Annotated in this window: 18 protein-coding genes; 12 read left to right on the forward strand and 6 right to left on the reverse strand. The window is 27.7% G+C overall.

Features of this window, described 5'->3' with window-relative positions; all coding sequences use genetic code 4:
* Positions 1-26 precede the first annotated feature (26 nt).
* Together tapR and tyrS are read left to right on the forward strand one after the other, a co-directional pair.
* Entirely contained in the window at positions 27-599 is a 573-nt protein-coding gene (tapR, locus tag AXW82_RS00075; RefSeq protein ID WP_004794143.1) for a TyrS-associated PheT N-terminal domain-related protein TapR, read from the forward strand.
* A gap of 2 nt (positions 600-601) precedes the next feature.
* Positions 602-1,834: a tyrosine--tRNA ligase gene (tyrS, locus tag AXW82_RS00080; protein WP_004794145.1), complete on the forward strand. Its 1,233-nt coding sequence runs from the start codon at positions 602-604 to the stop codon at positions 1,832-1,834.
* Between the two features lie 39 nt (positions 1,835-1,873).
* Here the strand turns inward: tyrS and AXW82_RS00085 are convergent, their stop codons facing one another.
* The 4 genes from AXW82_RS00085 to def are packed head-to-tail and all read right to left on the reverse strand — an operon-like array spanning position 1,874 to position 5,041.
* Positions 1,874-2,446: a DJ-1/PfpI family protein gene (locus AXW82_RS00085; RefSeq protein WP_004794148.1), complete on the reverse strand. Its 573-nt coding sequence runs from the start codon at positions 2,444-2,446 to the stop codon at positions 1,874-1,876.
* Positions 2,446-3,336, reverse strand: coding sequence for an MSC_0882 family membrane protein (locus AXW82_RS00090; RefSeq protein WP_004794150.1), 891 nt, complete (start codon positions 3,334-3,336; stop codon positions 2,446-2,448). Before AXW82_RS00090 ends, AXW82_RS00085 begins: the two co-directional genes overlap by 1 nt.
* Positions 3,336-4,469 (reverse strand): hypothetical protein, encoded by a 1,134-nt coding sequence (locus tag AXW82_RS00095; RefSeq protein WP_004794151.1) that lies wholly within the window; start codon positions 4,467-4,469, stop codon positions 3,336-3,338. The genes AXW82_RS00090 and AXW82_RS00095 overlap by 1 nt, the downstream gene beginning before the upstream one ends.
* 8 nt (positions 4,470-4,477) lie before the next feature.
* The gene (gene def / locus AXW82_RS00100) at positions 4,478-5,041 is read right to left on the reverse strand and encodes a peptide deformylase (RefSeq protein ID WP_044084295.1); all 564 of its coding nucleotides are present in this window, start codon (positions 5,039-5,041) and stop codon (positions 4,478-4,480) included.
* Positions 5,042-5,091: 50 nt separating this feature from the next.
* On the opposite strand from def, the gene plsY reads away from it, so the two are divergent.
* The 3 genes from plsY (at position 5,092) to frr (ending at position 7,165) form a co-directional block, all read left to right on the forward strand.
* Positions 5,092-5,814: a glycerol-3-phosphate 1-O-acyltransferase PlsY gene (plsY, locus tag AXW82_RS00105; RefSeq protein ID WP_004794155.1), complete on the forward strand. Its 723-nt coding sequence runs from the start codon at positions 5,092-5,094 to the stop codon at positions 5,812-5,814.
* Between the two features lie 80 nt (positions 5,815-5,894).
* Positions 5,895-6,614 carry a UMP kinase gene (gene pyrH / locus AXW82_RS00110; protein WP_004794156.1) on the forward strand — a complete coding sequence of 240 codons (720 nt, stop codon included), beginning with the start codon at positions 5,895-5,897 and terminating at the stop codon, positions 6,612-6,614.
* Positions 6,614-7,165: a ribosome recycling factor gene (gene frr, locus AXW82_RS00115; protein ID WP_004794159.1), complete on the forward strand. Its 552-nt coding sequence runs from the start codon at positions 6,614-6,616 to the stop codon at positions 7,163-7,165. The genes pyrH and frr overlap by 1 nt, the downstream gene beginning before the upstream one ends.
* A gap of 96 nt (positions 7,166-7,261) precedes the next feature.
* On the opposite strand, the gene msrA is transcribed toward frr, so the two are convergent.
* Positions 7,262-7,774 (reverse strand): peptide-methionine (S)-S-oxide reductase MsrA, encoded by a 513-nt coding sequence (gene msrA, locus AXW82_RS00120; protein WP_004794162.1) that lies wholly within the window; start codon positions 7,772-7,774, stop codon positions 7,262-7,264.
* Positions 7,775-7,811: 37 nt separating this feature from the next.
* A complete protein-coding gene (locus tag AXW82_RS00125; RefSeq protein WP_004794163.1) occupies positions 7,812-8,504 on the reverse strand; it encodes a PQ-loop domain-containing transporter in 693 nt (230 codons plus the stop codon).
* A 100-nt stretch (positions 8,505-8,604) separates the two neighbouring features.
* Here AXW82_RS00125 and mnmE point away from each other — a divergent pair, with 100 nt between their 5' ends.
* The 7 genes from mnmE to AXW82_RS00160 all read left to right on the forward strand — a co-directional run bounded on the left by mnmE (position 8,605) and on the right by AXW82_RS00160 (position 19,395).
* Entirely contained in the window at positions 8,605-9,957 is a 1,353-nt protein-coding gene (gene mnmE / locus AXW82_RS00130; protein WP_004794165.1) for a tRNA uridine-5-carboxymethylaminomethyl(34) synthesis GTPase MnmE, read from the forward strand.
* 2 nt (positions 9,958-9,959) lie between these two features.
* A complete protein-coding gene (locus AXW82_RS00135; RefSeq protein WP_004794168.1) occupies positions 9,960-10,763 on the forward strand; it encodes a TatD family hydrolase in 804 nt (267 codons plus the stop codon).
* On the forward strand, positions 10,763-11,542 hold the full coding sequence (rsmA, locus tag AXW82_RS00140; protein WP_004794170.1) for a 16S rRNA (adenine(1518)-N(6)/adenine(1519)-N(6))-dimethyltransferase RsmA: 780 nt from the start codon (positions 10,763-10,765) through the stop codon (positions 11,540-11,542). The genes AXW82_RS00135 and rsmA overlap by 1 nt, the downstream gene beginning before the upstream one ends.
* Positions 11,543-11,675: 133 nt before the next feature.
* Positions 11,676-13,037, forward strand: coding sequence for a phosphopyruvate hydratase (eno, locus tag AXW82_RS00145; RefSeq protein ID WP_004794172.1), 1,362 nt, complete (start codon positions 11,676-11,678; stop codon positions 13,035-13,037).
* Positions 13,038-13,133: 96 nt separating this feature from the next.
* Positions 13,134-14,156 (forward strand): phosphatidate cytidylyltransferase, encoded by a 1,023-nt coding sequence (locus tag AXW82_RS00150; protein ID WP_223212158.1) that lies wholly within the window; start codon positions 13,134-13,136, stop codon positions 14,154-14,156.
* 22 nt (positions 14,157-14,178) lie between these two features.
* Entirely contained in the window at positions 14,179-18,504 is a 4,326-nt protein-coding gene (locus AXW82_RS00155; protein ID WP_004794176.1) for a PolC-type DNA polymerase III, read from the forward strand.
* Positions 18,505-18,576: 72 nt separating this feature from the next.
* A complete protein-coding gene (locus AXW82_RS00160) occupies positions 18,577-19,395 on the forward strand; it encodes a hypothetical protein (protein WP_060913301.1) in 819 nt (272 codons plus the stop codon).
* Positions 19,396-19,404 lie beyond the last annotated feature (9 nt).

Raw genomic sequence — 19,404 nt, forward strand, 5'->3', positions numbered from 1 at the left:
ATATAAAATTTGTTATAATTTTAAACATGATTATAGTTAATAATATAAATAACTTTTTTAAAAATTCAGCAATTGTGTTTGTTGATTCAAGAATTAATGGAAAAAATATAGTTAAATCAAATGATTTAGTGTTTTTTGTTGATGATAAAAAAAGGATTCAAAGTATTAATGTGCTGAATAGTGATAAATATAATTTAAACAATAAAAAATTTTATACAACGGATTTAAATTCTTTGGATCTAATCAAAAAAGAAGCTGAGAAAAATGGCTTAGTATTTGAATTTTCTCAAAAATTTATTTATGTAAAAATTACCAAAAGAATTGAGCATCCTAAATCAAATAAACTTTTTATTATAACTGTAAATGATGGAAATAAAGAGTTTGATTTAGTAACAAATACATTAGATTCTGAAGTCGGAAAAGTGGTTGTAATGGCATTGCCAGGATCTGTAACATTTGCTGGAACTAAAGTGTTAAACGGAAAAATAATGGACATAGAAAGTCCTGGTATGTTAGCTGGGTACAAAACTCTTTCAATAAACAAAGAAGGTTTAATTTTTGGAGAGGAATCTCAAATAGGAAAGGATTTTATAATTTAAATATGAAAATTATTGAAGATTTAAAACAAAGAGGGATTTTAAAAGACGTAACTAACATAGAAAAATTTGAAAATATGGATTCAAACGCTGTTATTTATGCTGGTTTTGACCCGACAGCTAAGAGCTTACACTTAGGTAATTTTATTCAAATTTTAACTCTTTTAAGACTTAAAAAAGCAGGTATTAAAGTTTTGGCATTAGTTGGTGGTGCTACAGGAATGATAGGAGACCCAACTTTTAGATCATCAGAAAGAGTTTTGCTAGATAAAGAGAGTATTCTTATTAATAAAAACGCCATTATAAATCAATTAAAAAGTTATGGTTTAGATGTCTTTGATAATTTAGAATTTTATAAAGAAATGAATGTTCTAGAATTCTTGAGAGACGCAGGAACAAGTATAAATGTGTCATATATGCTTGCTAAAGATTCTATTGCAACCAGATTAGAAAATGGATTGAGTTTTACTGAATTTAGTTATACATTAATTCAAGGATGAGATTTTTATAAGTTATATAAAGACAAGAATGTTCATGGTCAATTTGGTGGTTCAGATCAGTGAGGGAATATCACTAGTGGGCTAGAAATTATTTCAAAAAAAGAAGGTAATGACCACAAAGCTTTTGCTTTTACATGTAACTTGCTAACAGATGCTAATGGTAATAAATTCGGAAAATCTACAGGTGGTGGTAGTTTATGATTAGATAAAGAAATGACTAAACCATATGATATGTATCAATTTCTTCTTAATCAACCGGATTCAGAGATTGAAAAATTACTAAAATGACTAACATTCTTATCATTAGATCAAATAAAAGAAATTGTGCAAGAACACAATAAAAATCCACAACTTAGACTAGGACAAAAAACCCTTGCATATGAAGTTATAAAGAATGTTCATAATGAAAAAGAAGCCAATAATGCAAAATCTTTATCATCCATTCTTTTTGACAAAAACTTAAAATTAAGTGACATAAGTATCGAAGATATTACTGACCTAGAAAATGATATGAAGATTTTGGTTTTAGATGAAAACAAAAATTTAGTTGATGAACTAATATCAAAGGGTATTTTGAAGTCAAAAAGAGAAGCGAGAGAATTCATTGAAAAGGGTTCAATAAAATTTAATTTAGATACAATTGAAGAATCCTTTATTATTAAGAGTTTAGTATGAGATTCTAAATATGCTTTACTACATATAGGTAAAAAGAATATATTCTTAGTTAAAATTAAATAAATTTTATAAAAAAGCATTTTCGCTAACGAAAATGCTTTTTTATAAAATAATTTCTTTTGCGTTAGGTTTGCCTGCAAAAATCTTATATGTGCTTAGTGCAACTTGATAACCAAATAAATGAATCAACGCATAAAAAGCTAGTTTTGTTGATGAGAAAGGCGAATTACCGGTAATCAATTTTTTATTTTCAGATGTTACAAGTTGATCGATTCAATTTTCTTTTCTAAAATCAACACTTCAATTAGTTGGATAACCAGAAAAACTTTCGTTTGTTATAATTTTATTTTCGCTGAGTACATTTGGCGCATCACAAACAGCAATAATTCCCTTACCTGAATTAAAATGTTCTTTAATTATTTTTAAGCTCTCTTGATTTTTTCTTAATGACTGAGCTCCGCTTCCGCCAGGGATAAAAATTAGGTCATAATCATTTATATCGATGTTGTTTAAAATATTTTCGATTTTAGCAAATCCATCAGAACCAGTCGCTATTTTAAGGTTTGGATTAAAAAAATCTATTTTATTAAATTGCCTTGATGTTTTAAAAATTGTTAAAGGAGTAACTAATTCAACATCTTTAAATTTATCTTCAATAATAACTAATAAATTCATTACGCTTTCTTTCTTATAAACTTTTTGTATATTAAAAATAATATTAGCACAAAAGGAATCAATACAACTAAAACAAAAATAACTATATAAGTTCTTATTCAAGCTTTGTTTTCAGATTTTCTTTTTAGTTCAACCGCATTTTTTACAGCAGTTTGGTTTTCGGTAGAACCAAGATTCATTAAAATATCTTGAATTCTTTTTTTGTCATAAAGAAGGATTAAAACATATATTGCTACAAAAGATAATATAACAATTGCGTTAACAATTAATAAAACATTTACATTTCCAAATGTGATTTCAAATCTCTTTTTAAAATCTATCAAAAAGTGAATATTAAAACCGTTTGCAACTTCTGTGTTGTTGAAGTTTGTGCCTACTTCAATCACCTGATCTTTGAGGGATAAAATAATTATGTTAAATAGTCCGAAATAAGTTAAAAAGAAAATTAATGCTCATGTCATTCTTAATTTTTTAAGAACTAATGATTGGTAAATTTCAGCAAACATTGAGCTTGATACTGAATCACCTGCGCTATAACTAACTCTATAACTTGCTTCTGCTTTTTTTCACCCTGAAACTCTTATTAAACTTTTAGTCATAAAACCAAATGAGATTATTGTTGGTATTGAAAGAAGTATGTAAAAACCGATCCCTTTGTTTTCTGATTCTAAATGAAAGAAAACATTAAATAAGATTCCAATAATAGAAAAAAAGAAAATACTTCCTCAAAAAATAGAAGAAAAAATTCTCATTCTTTTTTCTTTTTTAATAACTGTATAAGTAGCAGGGTTTAATTGTTTTTTAGGATCCTCATGAATTTTAGTTTGGTTAATTTGATATTGTGCTGTTTTGATTTCTAAATCTTGAGCAGAATTTTTTGGTTTAAACATTATTGATTATCATCTCTACTTTCTTTATTTGCTTTTGATTGTAAAAATGTTAATAAAGAATCAAATGTTTGATTAATATCAACTTGTTTTCTCAATTCTTCATTATCAATTATTTGATCAAGTTCATCTACAATAGCTTTTTTTGTATCTTTTTCAAGATTTGAAGTAATTCCTTGAATTAACTGAATTTTATCCTCTATTTCTGGATCAAGTGTTTTTGCTTCGTTATAAAGTTTTTCCATGTTTTCTTTAATATATTTAGAAGCTATTTCTTTCTTTTCTTTATCATCTGCTAATAAGTATTCGGGTCTATCAGCCTTCATTCTTGAAATAGCTTTATCAACTATATCTTTAACTTGTTCATCTAACTTAGCTTCTTTTGCTTTTTGTCTAAGTACAGGAGCTATAACTTTAAATACACGTTTATCATTTATTAATGAAGAAATATCACTTAACATTTCTTTGAATTGTTCTTGTTCTTCAGGTGTCAATTCAGAATATTTGCTAGCAAATAATTTAACATTAGAAATATTTTTAGCTAAGTTTTCGATATTTTCTACTCTTGTTAATAATGAAGCAAAAGATTCACCTTTTCCTGATGTCATTACTTGTACGCCTATTGTGCTTGTCATTGACTTAAACCCTGACTCTTTTTTAGATGAAACTAATAATATATCAGAAAATAATAGTGCGCCTGGTATAGTTGCAACCGCATTTGTTGCACCAAAAATGATTCTTCTAATTAATTTTAACTTTTTGATTTTAGCTTTTCTTCTTGCTTTTCCTATAAGATGTAAAATTCCGTTAATTGTAAAGAAAATTCCTCTAATAGTTCAATAAGAAAGCAACGCAATTATCGAAACAATAAAAGGTATTGCCCCTTCTGTTGATTGCACATTAGGGTCTTGACTATTTTTAATTGTTTTTACTAAAATTGCATATGCAATTCCACTTATGATCATAGTTAAAACTATCGATGCAACCTTAAAAATAGTTCACTTAAGTCTATAAATAAAACCAACTAAAAAAGCAAAAGCAATTAAAACAATAAAAACAATAGGTACTCAGATATCTGATCTACCATTTTTTAAAGTTTCTGCAAAATTTATTCAAAATTCTTTAATAGATTCCATAAAAACTCCTATAAATATTTAGCACCTTTAATTTTTCTTCAAGGATCTTTTTTGTTAATTCTGTCAATAAATAGCATACCGTTTAGGTGATCTAATTCATGTTGAAAGATAATTGCTAAATAATCTGTTACTTCAATTCTCATGAATTTACGTTCATTATAACTATAAGCATCTACAATTAATCTTTTACTTCTATGTATAAAGCCCTCTTGATTAGGCAATTCTTCAGGTACACTTAAACACCCTTCTCCTTCACTTAATGCCACTTGTGTTTTGCTTGCAAAAACAACTTTTGGATTGAATAATACATCTTTAAAAATGACATTATTATCTCCGTCCTGTAAGAAAACGTAAAAAACATTTTTAAGTATTCCGTATTGCACTGCAGCAACCCCCACACCAGGACGAAATTCAGTGTTTTCGGTTTGCGAATCGTCAATATGATAAATCATTTTTTCTGCTAATTCAATGTCTTCTTCAGTTAAAGGTAGTGTTATATCACTAGATTTTTGTCTTAAAACCTTCTCGGGTAACTCGACAATTTTAATATTAAATTTTTTTTCTTTTTTCATAATTATAATTTTAATTATATAATATTTTTTATATATATTAGGAGAAATAAATGTCAATTTTTTTAGAAATTTTATTAAATTTAGGTTTCTTTTTATTGGGTTATATTTTGGGTTCTTTAAATACTTCAATTATTTATGGAAAACTAACTAAAAGACCTGATTTGAGGGAATTTCATTCAAAAAATGCGGGTGCAACTAATTCATTAAGAGTTTATGGTTCAAAGTCTGCAATTTACATTCTAATAATCGATATTTTTAAAACCTTTTTTGTTGTTTTAATATGCAGATTAATATCAATTTGAATAAATGGTGCAATAACACAAGATTTTGTAGAAATAACACAAGGAGTAAGTTTATTAAATGGTAAATTGTTTTTAATACCATTATTAGGTGGTTTAGGAGTTGTTATTGGAAATATATTTCCTGTCTTTTATAAATTCAAAGGTGGGAAAGGTGTTGCTACTTCAATTGGTCTTTTAATTTCTATTAATATAATTTTATTGCCGATTGCAGCTATTTTCTTTTTTAGCCTTATGTTTTGAAAAAGATATGTTTCATTAGCTAGTGTTACAACTGCATTTCTAATGACTTTATTTATAGCGATTCCATGAATTAGTGAAGGTTTTTTGGGTTGAGTTTCTGGAATTCAATTAGGATTCTTTTGAGTTGCTCTTTTAATTTTTGGTATTGATGCTTCATTGATTATATTTGCGCATAGAGAAAATATAAAAAGATTAGTAAAAGGTACAGAAAGAAAATTTGGAAATAAATAATACATTTTTATATATTTTCAATAACTTTATTATTTTTTAATATAAAATATTAAGTATAAAAAATTTAGATAGGAATTTTTATGATTAAGTATAAAAGAATTTTAATTAAGCTTTCTGGTGAAGGTTTTGCTAATAAAGAAAAACATTTAGCTATTGATAATGAATTAGTTAAAAAGATTGCTCTGCAATTGAAGGATATAGTAAATAAAGGTATTCAAGTTTCTATTGTTATAGGTGGTGGAAATTTTTGAAGAGGTGCTTCAGCTGAAAAAAATGGTATTCCAAGAAATAGGGCAGATTATATAGGTATGTTAGCTACTATAATGAATGGTCTTGCCTTAAGAAGCGGATTTGAACTTGTGGGCCTTAAATCTAGAGTGCAAAGTTCTTTAGCACTTGACCCAAAAATAGCGGAAAACTATGTTAATGAAAAAACTTTAAAATATTTACAAGACGGAGAAGTTGTTATATTTGTTGGAGGAACAGGTAGACCATTTTTCACAACTGACACAGCTTCAACTTTATATGCTTCTGAAATAGGTGCAGAAGTAATTTTGATGGGGAAAAATGGAACTGATGGTGTTTATAATGCAGACCCTAAAACAAACCCAAATGCAAAACGTTATGATAAAATAACTTATGATGAAATTCTTGAGAAGAAATTACAAGTCATGGATCTAACTGCGACAAGTATGGCTCGTGATAATAATATTAATTTAATAATTTTTAATCTTTTAGAAGAAAACTCAATTTTAAAAGCATTAGAAGGAACTATAAAACACACAGAGGTAGTAAAATAATGGAATTCGATATTTACTTATTAGATTTAGAGGATAAGAGCGAAAAATCTATTAGTCATTTTAAATTTAAAATGTCAAAAATTTCAACAGGACGCGCAAATCCGCAAATTATTAAAGGTGTAAAAGTTAATTATTATGATGCATTAACACCATTAGAAGAATTAGCTAATATTAGTGTGCCTGAACCACAACAATTACTAATTAAACCCTATGATATAACATCAGTAAAAGATATAACAAAAGCTTTAGAAAAAGCAAATTTAGGAATACTACCAGTTGATGAAGGAAACCAAGTAAGACTTACATTTCCAGTTTTAACAACTGATAGAAGAAAAGAAATGATTAAAAACCTTGGAAAGTTATCTGAAGCAGCAAAAGTTGGTGTTAGAAACGCAAGACAAGATGTTAATAAAGCAATTAAGGCAGATGAAGAATTATCTGAAGACGAGCAAAAAAATTATTTAGATAGAATCCAAAAAAACGTAGATGCCTTAATAGAAAAAATAAATTCATTAACAAAAGAAAAAGAAGAAGAATTAATGAACAAATAATAAAACTCGGTTTAGTCCGAGTTTTATTATTCTGATTATATAAATCTATGTTTAAAATTGATTAAAAATGCGTGATTCAAACAGAATACACATATTTTATTTTTTATACTGGTCTTTAAGAAGTTCTTCAGGAATAGAATAAAGATTAATGTGACAGTAACCGTTCGGGTTTTTCTCAAGGTATTTTTGATGGTATTCTTCAGCTTTTGTAGCATCTGAGATAGGTAAAAATTCTAGATAATTTTCCTTACCTTCATTCGAAACAAACTCGTCATTAAGTTTTTTGTATTCATTTAGAACTGAACTATCGTTTGAATAAATACCAACTCTATATTGTGTACCTTTATCGTTTCCTTGTTGGTTTAATGAATATGGATCTACAATATTTAAGTATAAATCTCAAATAGTTTTTTCTGAAACAACATTTGAATCATAAATAATTTTAACTGCTTCAACATGATTTGTTGTTGTACAAACTTCTTTGTAACTAACACCTTCAAATCCACCATTAATATAATATGAACTTGATTCCTCAATACCTTTTAATCTAGAAAAGTAAGCTTCTACTCCTCAAAAACATCCACCAGCAATAAATATTTCTTTTTTCATAATTTAAATTATACAAAAAAAGCATGCAAAATGCATACTATCTCTTTGTGTTTTTAATTGTAAAAACAAATTGAGTTGAAAATAATGAAAATGAAATTAATTGTCAAATTATACCACCTACATATGACATATCTACACCCTGTGCAGTTTGGCTTGAACTAATAATTAATAATGCTCATCATATTATTCATACAAAATTATTTGTAATGTAAATAATGAACATCCCGTATGATAATCCGCCTCATTTATTTGTTTTAATAGATTGAATAAATTGAGGTAAAAATGCTAAAGTAGTGAAGGCAGGAAAAACAAATCCCATTGTTGTTTCGGCACTTGATGGTCATGTTAAGTTTTTTAAGTTATCTCTTGTATAGATACCGATATGTAATCCTATAAAGATTAAACCTAAGATTAAATATAATGCTACAGCACTCTGTCCAATTAATTTTTGTTTTTTATCAAACTCAATTTTATATTTATACATTAAATAAAGCATCACAGACTCAGTTACTAACGTAATACCATTAGCAGCTAAAACGTTATGATGATTGTTTGCACTAAATGCTGTTCAAAGAACTCATAACAAAATACCTGTGTGGAAAATTCAAAATGATAAAAAGTTAACATCTCCTGTTTTTTTGTCTTTAATTATTTTAAATAGTTGAGGAATACCTAAAGATGCAACAAGTATAGCACCTAATATTCCAAAAATTTGAATTGCTAGTGACATGCTTTAAATTTTATCACAAATGTGCTAAAATACTAAATTTATGCTTTGTGGAATAAAACTATTTTTTTATATTTAATATAAACAATATATAATTTATTTTATGAATGATACAATTGCTGCAATTAGCTCAGGTTCAAGGATAAATCAACCAATCTCAATAATTCGTTTAGCTGGATCTGATGCCTTAAAAATAATTAAAAAAATTTTTAAGGGCAAAATAGGAACTGACCATAACATAACTTATGGTCATATTTATGATAATGACACATTAATAGATGAAGTTTTAGTGATGTGATTTTTAGGTAAAGAAAAAAATGGAGAATTAGTTTTTAACAATTATGTAGGTGAACCTATTATTGAAATTAATAGCCACGGAGGAATTGTGGTTACTAACAAAATTTTAGAACTCTTATTAAGTCATGGTGCCAGATTAGCAGAACCAGGAGAATTTACTAGAAGAGCGTTTTTAAATGGGAAAATGGATTTAATTAAAGCTGAAGCTATTCATGATTTAATTATGTCAAAAACCATAACACAAGCACATGCAAGTGTTAATCGTTTTAAAGGGAAAACTTCAGATTTAATTGATGAACTATCTAATGACATAGCATTATTGATAGGAATTGCTGAAGTTAATATTGATTATCCAGAGTATGACGATGTTGAAAAACTCGATAATAAAATTATGCTTGAAAAATTGGAGTATTTAATCAATAAATTACAACAAATAGTAAAGGTATCTGAAGATAGCAGATACATTTTTGAAGGTGTTAGAGTATCAATACTAGGGAAACCAAACGTTGGTAAAAGTAGCATTTTAAATGCGTTGCTTTCTGAAGAAAAAGCAATAGTTACTGATATTGCAGGTACAACAAGAGATTTAGTCGAAGCATCATATCAAATTAACGGAATATTATTTAAATTAGTTGATACCGCAGGTTTAAGAACAACTGAAGAAAAAATTGAAAAAATAGGTATTGAAAAATCAATAAAACAAATAGAATTATCAGATTTAATTATTCATGTAATTGATCCGACTCAAGAAAATGATGAGTATGATGAATTAATTTCAAATCAAGCGAAAAAAATGAATAAATTTTATATAAAAGTACATAATAAAAATGACTTAGTCAGTTCAAATGATAAGTCATTAGTTTCCATTTCCGCACTCAAAAATGATATTAAAGAATTAGAAGATGCTTTAGTAGAGCAATTTAAAGATATTGATATTATGGATGAAAAAATATTTTCAAATACAAGACAACTATCTTTGATTAAGGGTTCTTTAAATTCTTTGAAAGAAGCCCAAAATTCAATTAAAAATTATGAGACTTTTGATGTTGTAATTGTTGATTTATATGATGCTTGAGATTCATTACAAAATATTAAAGGAAATGCAAATAGAGAAGACTTACTTGATGTAATGTTTAAAAACTTTTGTTTAGGTAAATAATTATGAGTAAAAAAAGAAACATGTTTATTGATGCACATTGTCATGTATCATCAAAGGCTTATCAAGATTTTCATATTGAAGAAATTGTTTTAGCTTCAAAATATAACAATATTGAGTTCTTTATCAATAATGGTGGTCACCCAGAAGAAAATCTTGAAGTTATAGAACTAGCTAAAAAATATTATGTTTTTAAAGCTTGTATAGGAATTCACCCTGAAGCTGGTGAAAACGGTGATGATTATTTGAAAATAAAACAATTATTAGAAGATAATAAAGAACACATAATTGGTATTGGTGAAATTGGGTTAGATTATTATTATGATGATGCGCCTTCAAGAGAAAACCAAATTAATAGTATGGAAAACCAAATTAAATTAGCCTACGAAAATAATTTACCTGTGGTAATACATATCAGAGATAAAGAGGGTGAGTTTTTAGCTTATGAGGATACTTATAAAATCTTGAAAAAGTATCCTAATTTAAAATCAATGTTGCATACCTTTGCTGGCAATGTAGAATGAGCCAAGAAATTTATGGAATTCCCTAACTTATTTTTTTCTTTTAGTGGCGTTGTTACTTTTGGCTCATCAAATACAACTAGAGAAGTTATTGAATTTTTACCTTTAGAGAGAATTTTGAATGAAACTGATTCACCGTTTTTAAGAGTCCATCCATATTCTGGGCAAAAAAATGAACCTAATACAGTCTTATATGTTTACTATTATATTGCGGGTATTAAAAAAGTTGGTTTAGACAAGTATGTAGATAGAATTAACAAAAATGTAAGGAAATTATTTAATTTATAATGAGAGATAAAAAAGAAGTATTTGCTAAGAAAAAGTTTGGTCAAAACTTTTTACATGATAAAAATATTATTCAAAAAATAGTTTCATTAGTTGATGTATCCGGACTTAATGTTGTTGAAATAGGACCAGGACGAGGCGCTATAACTAAGGAATTAGTTAAAAAAGTAAATAAATTAACTGCATATGAGATTGATGAAGATATGATTAAGATACTACAAAATGAAATTAGTTCTGATAATTTTGAATTAATTTATAAAGATTTTTTGAAAGCAGACATTAGCAACTTAGAAAAATCAATTGTTATCGCCAATATTCCGTATTACATTACAAGTGATATTTTGTTTAAAATTTTTGAAAATAGAGACAAATTTACCCAAGCTATTTTAATGGTACAAAAAGAAGTTGCTGAAAGACTTGTTGCAAATTATAAAACACATGATTATTCCAAATTAACTGTTAGTGCACAATTTTTATCTGATGTAAAGATAGAATTTATAGTTCCTTCAGGTTGTTTTGTCCCTGCACCAAAAGTGGATTCTGCTATTATTTCTCTAAAATTCAAAGAAGGAATTTCTAACCAAAGGTGATTTGAATTGATGGACTTTTTTAAATTATGTTTTAGCAACAGAAGAAAAAAACTTAGCTTTGCTCTTAAATCTAAATATTCAATTGAGCAAATCAATAATTCATTTGTTAAGTTAGGCCTTAATGATAACTCAAGAATACAAGAATTAAGAATAGAAGAAATTGTTCGACTTTATGATTATTTAAAAAAATAAAATGTATAAAACTTAGTTATATATTTAAAATCTTGCAAGAGATTTTTTGTGTATTACTAGGTTTTTTTATTGTATAATTTAGAAAGTTAAGAATTAACTTTAATATAAATTAAAAATAAATCAAGGAGACGAAATGTCAGCAATTAAAAAAATTCATGCTCGTGAAGTTTTAGATTCACGTGGTAATCCTACTGTTCAAGTAGAAGTTTATACACAATTAGGTGGATATGGATCAGCAATGGTTCCTTCAGGTGCTTCAACAGGTTCACGTGAAGCATTAGAATTAAGAGATAAAGGTTCAAAATACGAAGGTAACTGATTTGGAGGGAAAGGTGTTATGTTAGCTGTTGATAATGTTAACAAACACATTGCTCCTGCTATTGAAGGAATTGAAGTTACAGATCAACGTAAAATTGACCAAATTATGATCAAATTAGATGGTACACCAACAAAATCAAAATTAGGTGCTAATGCTATTTTAGGTGTTTCATTAGCTGTTGCTCGTGCTGCAGCACATGAATTAGATTTACCATTATACAAATACTTAGGTGGATTTAATGCACACCAATTACCAGTTCCTATGTTAAACGTTATTAACGGTGGAGAACATGCTTCAAATACAATTGACTTCCAAGAATTTATGATTATGCCTGTTGGAGCAAAATCATTAAGAGAAGCATTACAAATGGCTAACTTTGTTTTCCATAACTTAGCAAAATTACTTAAAAAACACGGACACGGTGTTCAAGTTGGTGATGAAGGTGGATTTGCTCCAAACTTTAAGTCACATGAAGAAGCACTTGACTTCTTAGTTGAAGCTATTAAAGTTTCAGGATATGTTCCTGCAACATCAGGTGAGAAAGCTGTTGCTATTGCAATGGACTGTGCTTCATCAGAATTATATGAAAATGGTGTATATACATTTGGAAAATTAAAAGCTGCTATCGATTCAAAACAACCAGGATTTGAAGAACTTAAAAATGTTAAATTAACATATACAACTGATGAAATGATCGCATACTTAAAAGGATTAATTAATAAATATCCAATTATTTCAATTGAAGATGGATTCGCAGAAAGTGATTGAGAAGGATTTAAGAAATTCACTAAAGAAGTTGGAAATAAAGTACAAATCGTTGGTGATGATTTAACAGTAACAAATACAGCAATTTTAAAACGTGCTATTGAAGAAAAATCAATGAACTCAATTTTAATTAAAGTTAACCAAATTGGTTCATTAACAGAAACATTTGATGCTATTCAAATGGCTCAAAAAGCAAATATGACTGCTGTTGTTTCACACCGTTCAGGAGAAACAGAAGATACAACAATTGCTGATATTGCAGTTGCTATGAATGCAGGACAAATTAAAACAGGTTCAATGTCAAGAACAGACCGTATCGCTAAATACAACCGTTTATTAGCTATTGAAGAAGAATTGGGTGAAGCATCAGAATTTCAAGGTGTAAAATCATTCTACAACATTAATAAATAGTATTAAAAGTGCAACAACTATGTTGCATTTTTTCATTTTTTGTAAATATTTTTAAATAACTTTAATGAAAAAATTTATATTATATATAATATAAATATGAATAAAATTAATAAAGAACAAAGAAGTAATATTTTTAAAGAAAGAGTTATTCCAGCAATATTAATGACATTGTTTATTCTGATATTTATGCTGTTAATTAGATATTCACTTTATTGGTCAGCATCACAGATCAATAATGACTCGTTATATTGATTTTTAATTTGCATTTCTTTGATAATAGTTTTCGCATTAGCATTTTGAGCATTTTTTGAACTGGCTAAAAGTTTTCTGAAAAATAACATTTTAGCTTTTTTTCAAGCAAGCTTAATGCTGCTTAGTTTACTCTTATGAATAAGGATGTATGATCTTTTTAAATTTCAAAGAGCAGATTATACTATTTCACTAAATTTATTACATGAGACAATAATATATGATTACATTTATTGAATTATTTTGTTTGTTAATGTAATTGTCTTTATGATTTCAAGAGCATTAGATTTAGGTAAACAAACTAATGTTATTGGATTATTGAGAAACGCATTGCATTTCTTTATTACATTTTTAGTTATCTCAGCATTTTTTAAAACTTTTCTATTTTTAAATCTTATTAAATCAGGAATTTTTTACATATTGCTGTTTGTAATAATTTCGGTAGCTCACGACATAGGAGGTTTTTTTGGGGGAATGCTTTTTGGGCATAAATTTTTTAGAAACAAATTAGCTCCAACAATAAGTCCTAAAAAGACATATGAAGGAGCTATTGTAGGTATTTTAAGCTCAATAATTATTTCAATTATTTTCTCTTTATCTTATTATGGTGGTTCACGAGCATACGCTATTGATAACGATTTGATATCACTACTAACTCAAGGTGGTGGTAGAACTATAGTATTGATAGTTTTTCTTGTTTTAGCTCCAATTTTTGCTTTAACTGGAGATCTTTATTTTTCATTTGTTAAAAGAACAGTGGAAATAAAAGATTTTTCCAGAATTTTAAGAGGTCATGGTGGTTTATTAGATAGAATTGACAGCATTACCTTTGTTTTCTTTTTATTCTTAATTTTATCTAGAGCGTTATAATTTTTTATTTAAAGGGGTATATATGAATTATAGTAACAAACAATTTGATAAGTTAGCAAAAGGTATTAATTTACCTTTTCTTTATTCAATGCAAGATATTTCTATTGTTAATGCTAGAATTATTGACGGAATTATTCATGGAACAATTCTTTTTCAAAGGGCACCAGAAATTAAAGATCTTTTAAGACTTGCATACCATATTGAAAAACATGCGAAACATATATTAAATCCTTCTTTTGAAGTATTAAATTACTTTCAAGAACAAGAAATATTTAAGACATATATAACAGGTATTTTAAGTTCTTTTCCTAGGTTTGCTAAAATTAATAGTATTTTAAATGAAAATGATATTAAGTACAGTTATGAGAAAGAAAAATGGTTAGTAAGTTATAATGATGCTAACTTAAAAAATGAGTTTGAAGAAGCAGTTAAGTTTTTGAATGCAAATTTATCCTTTTTCGGACTTAGCAGAGTTATGGTCGAAGCGTTTCATAACAAAATAATAATTGAAAATACTACTAATAATAATGAAAATATAAATAAAATATTTGCAGCTCTTAGAAGTGAACAAAAAAAAGATTCATTAAAAAAAGATTTTTCTAATTCAACAGCTAAAAAATTTAAAGGTTTTTCAAATAGAAAATATAGCCCAATTGAGATTCATGAATTAAAGGACTATGATGATGCTCAAGATTTGCCAGTCACTTTTTCTGGAAAAATTTATAAAAATGAAGCTATAGAAAAACCAAATTTAAAAATTTATAAGTATAAAATTACCAATGAGAAAGACGCAATTTCTTTAACACAATTTGTTTTTGTTGATTCAGAAGAAAAATTATTACCAGTTAATTCTGAAGTAATTGTTGAAGGAATTTATAATCCTAGCAATCAAAGCAACTATCAAAATTCTAAAATTGTTAAAGTAGATAAAATCATTCCAACTTCTTTTGATAAAAAAGAAAAGATTGATGAATACCCTGAAAAAAGAGTTGAACTAAATATAAAAACAAATATGAATGCAATGGATGGATTATTAGATCCTTCAGCTTTTGTTAATATAGCTAAAAAGTTTAACCATAAAGCGCTAGCAATTATGGATAGCGTTAGTTGTCAATCTTATCCTGCTTTTGCATCAGCAGCTAAGAAAGCGGGTATCAAACCCATTTATGGTGTTTCTTTTGATGTTATAGATAAAGGTAATATGGTATTCTTAACCGACTTTGAAAATCAAAAGATTAGTGAAGCTAGTTATGTTGTTTTTGACCTGGAAACAACAAGTATTTCGCCTAAGGTTGGTGATATTATTGAGTTTGGTGCATCAATAATAGAAAATGGTCAAATTGTTGATAACGTACAATTTTTTATAAAACCTAGAGAAAAGTTATCTGATTTCACAATTAATTTAACAAAAATAACTAATGAAATGGTTGAGAATGGTATAGAAATCGAAGAAGCGCTAGATAGAATATTTAAAATATTAGATAATAAAGTTGCAGTAGCTCATAATGCTAAATTTGATATGCACTTTTTACTCCAAAAATTTAAAGACCATAACAAAAAAATTCCAAATACAACTTTTATTGACTCCTTAATGATTTCAAAAATGATTTTTGTTGATGCAAAAAAACATGTATTAGAAAGCTTTACCAAAGGATTTAATATTGATTATGATTCAAATGTTGCCCACCGTGCAGATTACGATTCTGACGTATTAGCAAAAGCTTTCTTAAAATCAATAGATAAATTTGCTGAGCGCAATATTTTAGATTTTAAATCTTTATCTGAATATTCACCTGGTGGTGATCAATTTCTTAAAAAAATTATCGCTTACACTAATCAAGTTAGTGTAATTGCTAAAAATCAATCAGGCTTAAAGGAATTGTTTAAACTAGTTTCCTTAGCATCTACTGATAGATACTTAGATGGATCAAAGTTGTTTTGGGATGATTTAAGCAAAAGAGAAAATTTCCTTATAGGATCAGGAGGTATTAAAGGGTTATTAATTGATGCCTTATTACATTCATCTGATTTTAAAATAGATAAAATTATTGATAGATTTGATTATATTGAAATACCTCACCCAGATGCTTTTATTCATAAAATTTCAACCGGTTATTTCACTAAAAAGAATATTGAGTTCTTATTGAAAGATCTTATCCATAAAGCAAAGAAAAAGAATAAAAAAGTAGTTGTAATTGGAGATGTTAGATTCGAAAATGAATCAGATAAAATTTATTATAAATCATTAGTATATGCCAAAGGAATTGGTGGCACATCTCACTTCATTTTTGACCGTAAGAATAAGGAAAAATTAGAAATTCCTGATTTAAGTTATAAAACAACTCAAGAAATGCTTGAGCAATTTTCTTTCTTGGGAGATATTGATTTAATTAAAGAAATCGTTATAGAGAACACGAATTATATTGCTTCTCAAGTTGAAGATAAAATTCAAATTATTAAAGATGGTTTATTTACTCCCGAATTTGATGATTCAAAAAATAAGTTGCCAGAATTAGTTTATAAAACAGCCAAAGAAAAATATGGTGAGAATTTACCTGAAATTATTAAAGAAAGAATAGAAAAAGAATTAAACCCAATTATTAAATATGGATTTGATGTTATATATTGAATTTCACATATTTTGGTTAAGAAATCCAATGATGATGGTTATCTTGTTGGTAGCCGTGGATCAGTAGGCTCTTCATTAGTTGCTACTTTATCTGGTATAACAGAAATCAACCCATTAAATCCACATTATATTTGTTCTAGCTGTAAATATTTTGAAATGGTTGAAAACCCACCAACTTCATCAGGATTTGATTTAGATGATAAAAAATGCCCAAAATGTGGAGAATGATTAGGTAAAGATGGTCATTCAATTCCTTTTGAAACATTCCTTGGTTTTAATGCTGATAAAGTTCCTGATATTGATTTAAACTTCTCAGGGGACTATCAACCAACAATTCATGCGGAAGTAAGAAGGTTATTTGGTGAAGATAAAACATTTAGAGCGGGTACAATCTCCGCTATCCAAGAAAAAACTGCATATGGTTATTTAAAAGCATCTGTTGAAGATTATAAATGAAATTATTCGCCAGATTTTATTGACTATGTTTCATCTAAAATGATAGATGTCAAAAGAACTACTGGACAACACCCTGGAGGAATTATAATAATACCTCAAAATATGGATATAGAAGATTTTACTCCTATTAATTTCCCTGCTAATGATGAGAATAGTGATTGAAAAACAACTCATTTTGATTATAGAGCCATCCATGATAATGTTTTAAAACTAGATTTATTAGGACATGTTGATCCAACTGCGATAAGAATGCTTGAGAGATTAACTGGGCTTGATGTAAAAAAAGATATACCTTCAAAAGATGAGGATGTAATATCGTTATTTAGTTCGCCGAAAGCTTTAAATATAACTTCAAAAGATATAGGTGGTGAACCTACAGGTGCTTATGGTATACCTGAATTTGGTACTGACTTTGTTAGAAGAATGTTAGCAGTAGCAAAACCACAAAGTTTTTCAGATCTTATTGCTATTTCAGGGCTATCTCACGGAACAGACGTTTGAACAGGGAATGCAGAAAAATTAATATCTGAAGAAGGAATGAAATTATCTGAAGTAATTTCATGTCGTGATGATATTATGAGATTCTTGATTAAACATGGAGTACCTAATCTCGATTCTTTCAATATAATGGAAAAAGTGCGTAAAGGAAAAGGGTTGACGCCTGAAGAAGAAAAATTATTACAAGAATATAATGTTCCTGAATGATCTATTAGAAGTATGAAATTAATTAAATATATGTTCCCTAGAGCTCATGCGACTGCTTATGTATTGATGGCTTGACGTATAGCTTGGTTTAAATTATATAAACCATTAGAATATTATGCAACTTTCTTTACTACAAGACTTAGTGAATTTGATGTGGAAATTTTAGCAAGTAAACAAAAAGTGCTAGCAAAACTAGATGAATTAAAAAATAAAAAAGATAAATCAGTTAGCGAAAAAAGTTTATACACAACTTTGGAAATAGCAAGAGAAATGTACGCTCGTGGATATGGAATTTTAAATATTGATATTGAAAAATCGTTAGAAAGTGAATGAATAATTGATTATAATAAAAAATCATTAATCCCACCTTTTACATCTATTAAAGGTTTAGGTGATTCGGTTGCTAAGAAAATTATCCAAAGTAGAAATGAAGAAATTTTTCATACAAAAGAAGATTTTAAAAGAAGAAGTGGTATAAACAACACATTGTATGAAGAAGTTAATAGACTTGGAATACTTGATGATTTAAGCGAAAAAGATCAAATGACACTTTTTTAAAATTTTTAATGATAAAAAAATAATGTATGATTTTTATGTACAGAAGTACAAGAAATGTAATAGGAGATACTTATGAAAAAGAAATGATTAATAGCGTTTTCGGGAATTGCAACTTTAGCAATTCCGTTGAGTGCGCTAAGTTGTACACCTGAAAAGAAAAATGAGGAAATAAATAAAGTACCAAGTAGCGAAACTAAAAAAGAAGAAACTGATAACAAAGATAAAAATAACGCAAATTCAAGCAGCGATGGCCAAAAACCTGATCCATCAAAACCGACAGAAGCTAATCCAAGTAATAATTCTGGTGACAAAAATAATGATCAAAAAACAGATAATGGAAATGTTGAAACTCCTTCAAATCCAAAACCAAACCAAAATTCGACACAAGGAGATAACTCAAATACAGCTACTCCGAACGAAGAAACTGGTGACAAACCAATAAAAGATAATAGTGAAGACAAACCCCTAGATAAACCAAAAGTAGATGGTGAATCAGGAAATCAAAATAATACTAATGGTACAACAACAGACACCACTACACAAAATATTGATTATTCTAAAGCAGAAACTTTTGCAGTTGCTAGTTCATCATCAGTATTTGAAAATGATGCTTTATTACCAGGGAGATTATCAATTGATTTAAATTTAGATAAACAAGTTCCTGAACTAGCTAATTCAACTCATGACTTTGTTTTAGTTATGGAAAATGGGATTGAAAGCCCGCTAGATCAAATGGAAAATAACCACGGGTCTAATCAATATGCAGGATATATAGATAATCTACCTAAAGGAGATCATAAGGCAATTGCTATTAAACAAATTTCGACAAACAAATACCTCTTTTTCAATAACGAAAACAGAGCAGAAGGAAAAGCGTTCACATTAAAATAAAAACATCAT

The organism is Mycoplasmopsis canis PG 14 (assembly GCF_001553195.1).
Classification (GTDB): domain Bacteria; phylum Bacillota_I; class Bacilli_A; order Mycoplasmatales; family Metamycoplasmataceae; genus Mycoplasmopsis; species Mycoplasmopsis canis.